This is a genomic window from Sinomicrobium halophytocola (genome assembly GCF_052983395.1).
On the sequence record NZ_JBRKIT010000033.1, the window covers coordinates 1 to 11,992 of the forward strand.

6 protein-coding genes and 1 pseudogene are annotated in these 11,992 nt (G+C 45.2%); 5 read left to right on the forward strand and 2 right to left on the reverse strand.

Features of this window, described 5'->3' with window-relative positions; translation table 11 throughout:
* From ACVBDY_RS13465 to ACVBDY_RS13475, 3 genes are all read left to right on the forward strand, one after another.
* The coding region (locus ACVBDY_RS13465; RefSeq protein WP_447175990.1) for a FecR family protein at nt 1–1,224 on the forward strand (1,224 nt) is incomplete at its 5' end.
* Nucleotides 1,225–1,451: 227 nt separating this feature from the next.
* Nucleotides 1,452–4,985 carry a SusC/RagA family TonB-linked outer membrane protein gene (locus tag ACVBDY_RS13470; protein WP_123218400.1) on the forward strand — a complete coding sequence of 1,178 codons (3,534 nt, stop codon included), beginning with the start codon at nt 1,452–1,454 and terminating at the stop codon, nt 4,983–4,985.
* A gap of 85 nt (nt 4,986–5,070) precedes the next feature.
* The gene (locus tag ACVBDY_RS13475) at nt 5,071–6,600 is read left to right on the forward strand and encodes a RagB/SusD family nutrient uptake outer membrane protein (RefSeq protein ID WP_123218401.1); all 1,530 of its coding nucleotides are present in this window, start codon (nt 5,071–5,073) and stop codon (nt 6,598–6,600) included.
* On the opposite strand, the pseudogene ACVBDY_RS13480 reads toward ACVBDY_RS13475, so the two are convergent.
* Both ACVBDY_RS13480 and ACVBDY_RS13485 read right to left on the reverse strand, forming a co-directional pair.
* Nucleotides 6,597–6,861: pseudogene (locus tag ACVBDY_RS13480) on the reverse strand (hypothetical protein); the annotation flags it as partial. The gene ACVBDY_RS13475 and the pseudogene ACVBDY_RS13480 overlap by 4 nt on opposite strands.
* Nucleotides 6,862–6,907: 46 nt before the next feature.
* Complete coding sequence (locus ACVBDY_RS13485) at nt 6,908–7,882, reverse strand: hypothetical protein (RefSeq protein ID WP_447175991.1); 975 nt, start codon at nt 7,880–7,882, stop codon at nt 6,908–6,910.
* Nucleotides 7,883–8,650: 768 nt separating this feature from the next.
* Here ACVBDY_RS13485 and ACVBDY_RS13490 point away from each other — a divergent pair.
* Together ACVBDY_RS13490 and ACVBDY_RS13495 are read left to right on the forward strand one after the other, a co-directional pair.
* Entirely contained in the window at nt 8,651–10,132 is a 1,482-nt protein-coding gene (locus ACVBDY_RS13490; protein ID WP_123218404.1) for an aldehyde dehydrogenase family protein, read from the forward strand.
* Nucleotides 10,133–10,798: 666 nt separating this feature from the next.
* Nucleotides 10,799–11,992, forward strand: a 1,194-nt coding sequence (locus ACVBDY_RS13495; protein ID WP_123218451.1) for a FecR family protein, incomplete at its 3' end; no start/stop codon positions are given.

Genomic DNA, 11,992 nt, shown 5'->3' on the forward strand with positions numbered 1-11,992 from the left:
GATACGGTCATGGATAAGATCACTGACGATATATTGGAGCTGATAGCGGCCTATACCACGGGAGAGATCGGGGCGGATGAATTCCGGACCTTGACATCATGGATAGAGGAGAGCGAGGAGAACAGGCGTGCCTTTAAGTCTTACCTGTATGCATACAAGACATGGCAGAAGGCCGGCTTTGAGGATAACCTGGATAAAGGAGCCTCCTGGGACCGGCTGATTTCCAGACTGGAAAAGCCGTTCGAACCTGTGCAGGTACATAAACAGCCTGTGGATCACCCCGGGAAGCCACGCTTTATTTCCCGGTATATAAAATATGCAGCAGTAGCAGTTATCCTGCTATTGTTGTCCATAGGATTCATCTTTAAAGAAAGCATTTTTAACGGTTCTTCGGTTAAGGACACGGAGATGGTTACCCCGATTACCTCCGGAGGGAATAAAGCGGTCCTTACCCTGGAAGACGGAGAAGATATAGTTCTTGAGGAAGGCCGTCCATACACTACAGGCAAAGCGAAAAGCAATGGCAAACGTCTGGTGTATAGGGAGGGGGCATCGGTTTCCGAGGCGGAGACAGTGTATAATTATCTAACAGTTCCGAGAGGGGGGCAGTTTTACGTACAGCTCTCTGACAGTACGGGGATATGGTTGAACTCGGAGACCCGGATAAAATACCCTGTATCGTTTGCAGAGGGCCGTCCCCGCGAAGTGGAGCTGGTCTACGGGGAGGCTTATTTTGAGGTATCTCCTGCTGCCAGACACGATGATACGCCCTTCAGGGTACATACCCGGGAACAGGTGGTAGAAGTGTTGGGCACGGAATTTAACATTAAGGGTTATCGTGAAGAAGGCCGGGTGTTGACCACTTTGGTAGCGGGGAAGGTCAGCGTAAGCAATGGGGCTTTAACAAGGACAATTTTTCCGGGGCAACAGTCCGTAGTAGAGGATGGTAAGGAAACTCTGGAGGTAACAGCAGCAAATGTAACCAACGAGATCGCCTGGAAACACGGCGAGTTCAGGTTTGAGGATATGAGGCTGGAAGCGATGTTGCGTATTCTTTCGCGCTGGTATGACCTGGAAGTGAAGTTTGATGACGCCGGTAAAAGGGATATGATATTTTCGGGGGTTTTGAAGCGTTCGGAGAGTGTCACCGTTTTGCTGGAGAAGATAGAGCGTGTAGGCGGGGTGAGTTTTCAGATAAAGGATGGAACCCTCATTATAAAGTAAAAATAAAACAGCATATTTCAGCGTATAAGGGCTACATAATGAAGAGATTCTCGAAGTGCCTCTCAATATAGGTCCTTCTCCCTTACCAGGAGAGAAACAGAAAAAGGAACAAAGCCAGCATCTTTTCCACGGAGTAGTTCTATTCCTTATAGAGTGATAATTAAAAAAGGTTAACTAACTGCACTCGAACTATATGAAAACTAAATGAAAGGAGGGTGCCCGTTTTGATGGGGAGATTGCTCCTGCTGGCAGGGATGAAAAACTTTATTCTTTACTGTACCGTGGCCTTTGGTTTGGGGTGTTACGAAGGGTTTTCCCAGGATGCTCGTGTGCGTATTGATACGGATGTTGTATTATCTGTAAAAGAGGTTTTTCACCTGATCGAAAGCCAGACAGATTACGAATTTATTTATCGTCCTGCTCTTCTGGAGGGTGCCTCCCCCGTTAAGATAGCAAGAGGAGAGATGAGGACGGGGGATTTACTGGATAAGATCCTGGCCCCGGAATATTTTTCCTATGAATTTTATAACAATACGATTATTGTAAGAGAAAAGGAGGGGATCTCCGGAGTAACTACAGCCGCGCAAACAGTTGATATCCGGGGAACAGTTACCGATAGTAAAGGAAACCCGCTTCCCGGGGTTACGGTTTTAGTAAAGGGGGGTGAGAACGGTGTTGTTACCGACTTTGACGGGAATTACCATATAGAGTTTGTTGCCGGAGGGGGCTTGTCTTTCTCTTTTATGGGCTTTACGCCCCGGGAAGTTGTTGTTGAAGCAGGCTCTTCCGTAATTGATGTACAACTGGAAGAAAGTGTAACTGCTTTGGAAGAAGTCGTGCTGGCGTCTACCGGTTACCAGACCATATCCCGGGAACGGGCCACGGGGGCTTTTGTCTCGGTAGCAAAAGAACAATTGGAAAAACCGGCTTCGAGCGTAGCGGAGCGGCTTGTGGGGGTGGTGCCCGGCCTTCAGAGTACGGTCGGGGCGTATGGTTTAGTGAATTTCCGGGTCCGGGGCCAGTCGAGTTTACTGGCCGATGCACAGCCTTTGGTGGTATATGATGGTTTTCCGGTAGAAGGCGGACTGGAAAGCATTAATCCGAACGACGTGGAAAGTATTACGGTATTAAAAGATGCCGCTGCAGCCTCCATTTGGGGAGCCAAATCGGCCAACGGGGTTATTGTGGTGACCAGTAAACAGAGTAAGCAAGGAAAGCTACGGGTCTCGGTTTCTTCCTTTGTAAAGACTTCGGGCAAGCTGGACCTGGGTTATGTAAACCCGATAGCCACCGGTGCCGAGGTGATTGATTATGAACAAAAGGGCTTTGATACTGATCTTTTCGGGGGAGGATCAAACCCTCTACCCCCTGCAATGTTTATTGTATACCCTCAATCCCTTGCAGTGACGGCGATGAACGAAGCGAGGTTGGGCCGGATCACCCCGGAAGATCGGGATGCTACCCTGGCAAGGTTAAGGGGGCTGAACAATCAAAAACAGATCCGGGATTATTTACTGGAAACCCCTATAACACAACAATATAATGTAGCGGTTTCGGGAGGGGGAGAACATATAGCCAATACACTGTCAATACTATTGGAAGACCGCAAGACTTTTTTTAAAGGCGATGAACAGGAACGGGTATTGATTAACTATAAGAACCAAACCGACCTTAAGGACTGGCTTACCTTTGATTTCTCGGGGATGCTCGGGTATGAAAAGGTAAAAACTAACGGGGTGGACTTAAATTTCATCCATGATCTTCAACCCTATGACATGCTGGTCAATGCCGATGGCAGCCTGACGGATATGTCTTACCTGCACTACTACATGCCGAATATGGAAGCTTTTGTGCCTATGGACAAATTTCCGTACCCGGACTGGTCGTATAATCCCATATCGGAGATCAGGAACAGGGATAGAACGCTTACGGGCTTAAATAGCCGTTTCCAGGCGGGGCTGACCTTTAAGATGCTTGAGGGTCTGATGTTCTCCCCGAGAATACAGTATGAACTGTTCAATACGAGAGGTAGAAGCTATTATGTTGAAGAATCGTTTACTGTCAGGAATTATATAAATACAACTTCCAGGTGGAACCAGGATTACGATACGTCTCCTGTTGCCAATATCCCGAAGGGAGGTTTTTTAGCCCAGTCTAAAATAAGGGTCCGGGCCTATAGTTTCAGGAACCAGTTAAGCTTTGACCGGACATTGGGTGAAAAGCACAATATAAACTTTATAGCGGGTTCTGAAATTTCGGATAGGGTTCGGGAATTTACACAAAACCCCCTGGCTTATGGATATAATGAGAAGACCCGGACTATTGTAGAGTCGTTAACCCCTTCTGATAAGTTGGTAGACTGGGGAGGGAACTCTTTTAGAATCCCGACCGCACATGGATTTCAATACGATACAGACCGGTATTTTTCATTATACGGCAACCTGGGGTATACTTTTGACGATAGGTATACGGTGACAGGGAGTTACCGTACCGATGCTTCCAACCTGATCTCGGACGATCCCGAATATCGTTATTCCCCGTTCTGGTCTGTGGGGCTGGGCTGGCAACTGGGGCGTGAAGGGTTTATGGACAAGCGGGAGTGGATAGACCGATTAAACCTACGGCTTACCTATGGATATAACGGAAACGTTGACAAATCAACGTCCTTTCTACCATTGATAAACATCAATGCCGAACCAGATCTTTATACAGGGGAAAACACAGCCGGTATTTCCGACTATGGCAATCCTACTTTAAGATGGGAACGGACCAGGACTGTTAACTGGGGCCTGGACTTTTCGTTTTTTGGGAGGAAATTGTACGGAACCCTGGATCTCTACGACCGGAAAAGTACGGACTTGATCGCCCTGCAATCCATACCTTCCGTACATGGTACCGACCGGCAAAAGCTAAATAGTGCAACTATGTCCAATAGGGGTTTTGAGATCAGCCTGGGTACAGTCCTTCCCATCAAGGGTGAGGATATTGTATGGTCGGGAAGCGTTAATTATTCTTATAATAATAATAAAATTACGGAATTATACAAAAACTTTTACTTTGCATCGGAACTTTCCCAAGGCGTTACAGAGGCTTATGTAAAAGGTTATGATGCAAGCACCTTGTGGTCGTACCGCTATGCCGGTATGGTCAATACCGGGACTGTATCGGCCCCTCACCTGCTCCCTTCTTTTTACGGACCGGATAATGAGAAATTCTCCTTTCAGAACCTTCCGCCTGGAGACGGACGTCAATACCTGTTCGACCAGGGAACTCGTGTGGCCCCGAGGACATTGGGATTGATAAGCTCTTTGAAGGTTTATGATTTCGATTTTTCTTTTATCATTACCGCCAGGTTTGGCCATGTGTTCAGGCGACATGGGTTTAATTACCATCCGATGGGGGACGGCAATGTTACCCATGTGAACAAGCGTTACCGCGAAGTTCTCGATTCCGATCCTTCCGAAGTTGTACCTGTCCCTGTGGATGCCGAAGGACAATATTTTATGTGGGGCGAGTTCACCCCTTACCTCGATTACTTAACAGTGAATGCTTCCCATATCAGGTTCCGGGAGATCAGCCTGGGTTATTCTTTGCCCAAAAATGTAAGGGCTAAACTCGGTGTATACACCCTGCGCTTTTTTGCACAGGCCAATCATGTAGGGGGGATTTTCTTTAACGATTATGGCGAGGATCCGGAATATCCCATGGGTAACCTGAAACCACAACCAGTTTTTACCTTCGGGCTGGACTTTAGTTTTTAATGGAGGAAGATCCCCGTTTTTTATATTTCCAGGCTGTTAGGTGCCGGATGGGTGGCTTATAAAGAAGATAAAAAAACAAGAACCGATGAACATGTACAAATTTATAGTTGTTGTTTTTGTAGCAAGTGTTTTTACATGCTGCAATGATTTTTTGGAAGAACCACCTTCCAAAACATCCTCCGTAGTCCCCGAAACTGTGGAGGACCTGGAAAGCCTGTTGAACAATTACAATTTTTTTGCAGCGGAACCGTCACAAGAACAGGTATTCGGAACAGATGATTATGGACTGTTTACGGAGTTATATGATTCAAGGCCAGGTTTATTTCATATATTCCAGCTTCAGTATGCTACCTGGGAACGAAAAGATGTGGCCAATGGGAAAATAGCGTATTGGGAAAGCGAATGGAAGAAAATATTCACAGCAAACCTGGTCCTGTTTTATCTTCCCAGGGTTAGTGGTAGTGAGGACAGGAAACAGCAACTCAAGGCGGAAGCCCGTTTTATACGGGTGTATAGCTATTTTCAACTGGCCAATGTGTATTGCCTGCCCTATACGGAGGCGAACTGGGAAGAGCCGGGGCTCCCTATAAAAGAAACGACTGGTTTTGAAGAACCGGTTGCCCGGGCAACCCTTAAAGAAACCTGGGACTTTATCGATGCCAACCTGACAGAAGCCCTGACCTTAACCACCTCACTCGAAGAGGTCAACAATAAAAAGCGGACATGGCGGGCCAGCCAGGCAGCGGTTTATGCTTTTGCGGCCAGGTATTACTTGGTATTATACGATTATGCCAGGGCACAGCAATACGCAGAGAAGGCATTGGGAATATACAACCGGTTACGAAATTACAATACGGAGATGCGGTACTCGGATATAGTTTACGAGGTGACCATTTTTGATCCGGACACCACTACCATTAGGTTGAAATACCCATATACGCATAGCTTTGTTGCAGGCACAGCCCCTACCGATTTACTGGAATGGGGGGAATTTTATTATTTAAGATATTCTGATGATATCTCAGATAACTTCCCTTCCCGGGAATTGCTGGCTCTTTATGATCATACCTATGACCTGAGGTATAAATACCATATAGTGGAACACTATTCCTATCACAGAGGATTTATAGACCCGCCTTATAGTTATCCGGGCTATGTATTTTTCGATTTTAGCAAAATCCCTAACGGTCCTTCGGTTCCTGAAATGATCCTTACCAAAGCAGAATGCCAGATCCGTCAGGGAGCATGGCAGGAAGGTATACAAACACTTAATGAACTCAGGGAGGCCAGGATGAATGCGGATGCGCCAGCCGGGGTTAAATACCTCAGTGCAGCTTCTCAACAGGAAGCAGTAGTTAAGCTGACCGAAGAACGCCGCAGGGAAATGCCTTTTGTGACCCGCTGGTTTGATGTGCGGCGTTACAACAATAATGATGACCCTTCGGATGATGTTGTGATGACACGGACTTTTTATCCGTATAATGCATCTACCATACTGGATCATGAGTCCCCGGTGCACTATACCCTGGAAAAACATTCGAGGAAGTTTGCCTGCCCGATCCCGAATGCGGATATCATGGCTTCGAACGGGGTGCTAAAACAAAATGAATACTAAATAACCTGCGTTTCCAGTTTTTCAATAAAATTATCTGGTTGGAAAGCCATAACGAATAGTATTAGCTTGATGACAAACCCTTTCGGGGTTACGGCATTTATATGTTTTGACATCAGGGACGGGTAATCAGGCTGATACTGGTTTCTATACGTTCTCTCATGTATTCTTTGATAGGGGAAGGTACATCTCCACAGGGATTCCATTCTCTGTTGTGACCAGTTGGACTTTTAGCACATAGAAATACTTCCGCTTGCCATTATTCCTCTTATTAGCTAACCCCTTTATGTTTACCGCCTTTCTTGACCAGTTACTGTTCTACAAATACGCTCATAGCACCGGTAACAGGGGCGGAAAAAGTGGTATCAACCTCAACTAATTGAATGGGATCGCCATTTTTCCAGAGCATGGCTACATCCTTATCGTTTTCTTCATTAACTTTAGTTCCTGCCACGTAAACATCGGTGTCCGAAACAGTTACTGACCGGGCTTGAGATTCCCTCCCATCAGTAAGCTGTTGAGATTCATCATTTTTCCAAAGCATTGCTGCGCTTACGTCGTTCTTATGGTCGTATGCAAATCCGGCGACATACACATCGCTGCCTGATACGGCTACTGACAAAGCCTTACCTCCATGAGCTTTAACTTGAGCATTGCCATTCACCCATAGCTTGGCTAGATAGTTACTACTATGAACATCAGTTTCAAACCCTGCCACATACACATCACTGCCCGAAACGGCTACTGACGATGCCTGAGCTTCCTGTGTCCCATCGGTAAGGGCTTGAGGTTTGCCGTTTTTCCAAAGTATTGCTATTGTTTCTGTTTTGGCGGATTTACGTAGATATCCGGCGACATACACATCGCTGCCTGATACGGCTACTGACAATGCCTGAGCTCTCTGTGTCCCATCGGTAAGAGCCTGAGGTTCGCCGTTTACCCATAACATGGCTTTACCATTGTTCTCCCCTGCCACATACACATCGCTGCCCGAAACGGCTACTGACGAAGCTACAGCACGTTGTGTTCTATTAGTAAGAGCCTGAGCTCTGCCGTTTACCCATAACATGGCTTTACCATTGTTCACCCCTGCCACATATACGTTGCTGTCCGAAACAGTTACTGATTGGGCTGCAGCTCCTGTTTCGCCATTAGTAAGATATTGAGGTCCATCATTTTTCCACAACATGGCTACATTATCTTTATATCCGGCAACGTACACCTTAGCTTCGTCAGGCTCCGTAGGTTCGCCTGGTGGGATGTCTATGTATTCACAGCTCATCATTGTAAAAAACAAAAAGACGGCCGTACAGATTCTCAATACAGTATTTTGCGTTTTCATATCATTTTCGGTTTTAGTTTAAAAATTATAATAAGGCTATCTAATGTTATTTAAGAGAGAAATTTATATTATATTTTTGATGAAAAACTTTCTTTTAAAGAAAGAAAAATATCATAATAAATATAGGTTTTTTTTATTAAAAAATAGTAAGCGTTTGAAATCCATTGATTTTCAATTGATTTTTTTATTTCTTTGATGTTTTGTAACCGAAATAAGTAAGGGGCTATTTTACAGGGGGGCGAGTAGAGATATGCTAAGAATCTATAATATTTCGTAGATTCTCCATTTTGTTTTTAGCGTGTTTGCTATGATGACCATATTCACAAAAATCATAACAAGAGTCTGTTGCCATACCATTTTGTACCTACATGTTCCTACCGCAGGGGGCTTTGCTCTGTCACGACACCTACTAAGACCAACGGAAGGTCTTCCAAACACTACAAGGTTCAAAGATTTACAACTCATCTCCCTGGCATTGGAAAGGAGAAAAACAAAAAGAACCCGGACGACATTAAGTCACGTTAAATTAATTTTTGTCACCCGTTTCTGATCTTTTATAATATCTAATAATAGAGGATGCGGTTATGAATGAGATCACCGGGCGGAAAAAGCGTCGTCTTATAGTGGCAGGAGCACCTCGAAGGTGGACATTGTCTGTATAGAATTATTTTCCCGGCCACAATATTGAGAGAAGAAACAAAAAGGTAAGTTATGGATTCATTTACTTCGATAGAAAATATAGACAAAATCGTAAAACAGGCCCATCAGGCGTATTTGTGGTATAAAAATAAGCATGTCAAAGATCGTGCTTATTTACTGCATAGTATAGCCAGTGAGATCGAAAACTCAGATGAAGAAATCATTTCAATAGCACATCAGGAAACACACCTTCCGAAAGAGGCCCTGCGAGCTGAAAAGAGCTGGTTGGTAGAAGCGTGGAGAGAGAATGCGGAAGCCCTGTTGTCGGGCCATGTATTGGATATCCGTATCGATACGAAGGTGCATGGTTCGGATTATGAGGGTTACGATCTCAGAACGATCGGGAAGGGCTTGGGTACGGTAACTGTTTTTGGAGCCAGTAACTGGCCTTTTGCATTTTCAACCGCCGGGGTTGACACTTCAGCGGCATTCGCCGCCGGATGCGCTGTTGTTGTGAAAGCACATGCTGCACATCCGAAAACGAGTGTTTACATGGAACAGGTTATTAAAAGAGCTTTAGAAAAAGCAGGTTATCCCAAGGGGCTTTTCGGGCAGATTTTTTCCAATAGGAATGCGGGAGGACAATACCTGGTAAAGCACAAATTAATCAAAGCTGTCGGCTTTACGGGATCCGTTTCCGGGGGTAGGGCCATTTACGATACGGCCGGCAAAAGAGCGGAACCTATCCCTGTATTTGCAGAAATGGGAAGTGTAAACCCTGTTTTTGTATTGCCGGCATACTGGAAAAATAATGCGGCTGCATTTGCGCAACGGTTTAAAGATTTTTTAACGGATAAAGCAGGTCAGTACTGCACCAATAACGGAGTATTAATTGTCCCTGAAACCGAAGAGTTCAATTCTTTTTCAGCAGTTTTGCAAAATGAATTAAAGGCAATGGAACCTCAGGCATTATTAACGGATAGTATTGCAGATTCCTTCAGAAGGGGAAAAGCGGCAGCCCTGAATGTCGATCAGGTGGAGATTTTGGCACAAGGAAAACCGGGAGACGGAATTTCAGTTGAATCTATCGTGTTAAAAACCGACACGCCGGTGTTTTTGGCCAATGAAAATCTGTCCGAAGAAGTCTTCGGAACCTTTTCTATTGTGGTTACGTATAAAAATGAAGACGAACTGGCTGCTTTGTCCCAACATTTTGCCAGTCAATTAACGGCATGCATATTTGCAGAAAAACAGGATTTGCATAAGTATCAAGCACTCGTTGAAACCGTGTCCGATATGGCCGGTAGGTTAATGTTGAATAACTTCTCCAACGGTGTTCGGGTACTTTATGCAACACAGCATGGAGGTGGTTATCCGGCAACAAGCGATAGTAGGTTTACCGCTGTCGGGCCCTTCTCCATTAAACGGTTTTTGAAACCGGTCGCTTACCAAAACTGGGACCCGGATTATTTGCCCATGGAATTGCAGAATAAAAACCCATTGGGTTTGTGGCGTATCATAAATGGTGAGCCCACAAGAAATGCAATACGATAGTTGGAGTTATTAAATCCCATTAAATGGGTTTTATTCCCCGATGCTCTGTATCGAAATGAACTAAGGTTTGCTCGTTTGAATACCTCGCGGGCTTGCCCCGAGGTAGTTGATTTGAACTGCTAAGTTATTGAGTTTACGCGGTATTGTCTGAATAACTCAGTAACTTAATAACCCGGTAACTAAAGAGCAATTTCATGTGTTTTTTTATTGTTTTTTCAATGGTCACCACTTGTCCCGGAGCATATCGGGATGGAACCTTCATCTGACTGCCGCTCAGCTTCGACGATTAAAACAATTATGCGTGTTTGTGCTTTAATGATTAATTTAATCATGTTGGTTTCATAGGTTTAGTTCAGTGCAGATACAAAACAGATTGAGAGGTAGTGATTATGACGGAATTGTGTGTGAGATTGCTTTTATTGATTGTTTTGTACCATAGCAACCCCTGGAAATTGACCAAACTGCAAAAAAAAACGGGGCTTTTTCTTTTTCCGACACCGACTACAAAAAAAAGGGTAATGTAGTTAAAGACCGTCGGGGGATGCTTGTGGTTATGATTTATACTTTTCCAGTATACCTATTAAATTACTTTCTTCTGAAAGATTCATGTTAAATTTTGTCACCTGATATTAGGAAATTATAATATATAAAATAGACGATACGGTCATGGATAAGATCACTGACGATATATTGGAGCTGATAGCGGCCTATACCACGGGAGAGATCGGGGCGGATGAATTCCGGACCTTGACATCATGGATAGAGGAGAGCGAGGAGAACAGGCGTGCCTTTAAGTCTTACCTGTATGCATACAAGACATGGCAGAAGGCCGGCTTTGAGGATAACCTGGATAAAGGAGCCTCCTGGGACCGGCTGATTTCCAGACTGGAAAAGCCGTTCGAACCTGTGCAGGTACATAAACAGCCTGTGGATCACCCCGGGAAGCCACGCTTTATTTCCCGGTATATAAAATATGCAGCAGTAGCAGTTATCCTGCTATTGTTGTCCATAGGATTCATCTTTAAAGAAAGCATTTTTAACGGTTCTTCGGTTAAGGACACGGAGATGGTTACCCCGATTACCTCCGGAGGGAATAAAGCGGTCCTTACCCTGGAAGACGGAGAAGATATAGTTCTTGAGGAAGGCCGTCCATACACTACAGGCAAAGCGAAAAGCAATGGCAAACGTCTGGTGTATAGGGAGGGGGCATCGGTTTCCGAGGCGGAGACAGTGTATAATTATCTAACAGTTCCGAGAGGGGGGCAGTTTTACGTACAGCTCTCTGACAGTACGGGGATATGGTTGAACTCGGAGACCCGGATAAAATACCCTGTATCGTTTGCAGAGGGCCGTCCCCGCGAAGTGGAGCTGGTCTACGGGGAGGCTTATTTTGAGGTATCTCCTGCTGCCAGACACGATGATACGCCCTTCAGGGTACATACCCGGGAACAGGTGGTAGAAGTGTTGGGCACGGAATTTAACATTAAGGGTTATCGTGAAGAAGGCCGGGTGTTGACCACTTTGGTAGCGGGGAAGGTCAGCGTAAGCAATGGGGCTTTAACAAGGACAATTTTTCCGGGGCAACAGTCCGTAGTAGAGGATGGTAAGGAAACTCTGGAGGTAACAGCAGCAAATGTAACCAACGAGATCGCCTGGAAACACGGCGAGTTCAGGTTTGAGGATATGAGGCTGGAAGCGATGTTGCGTATTCTTTCGCGCTGGTATGACCTGGAAGTGAAGTTTGATGACGCCGGTAAAAGGGATATGATATTTTCGGGGGTTTTGAAGCGTTCGGAGAGTGTCACCGTTTTGCTGGAGAAGATAGAGCGTGTAGGCGGGGTGAGTTTTCAGATAAAGGAT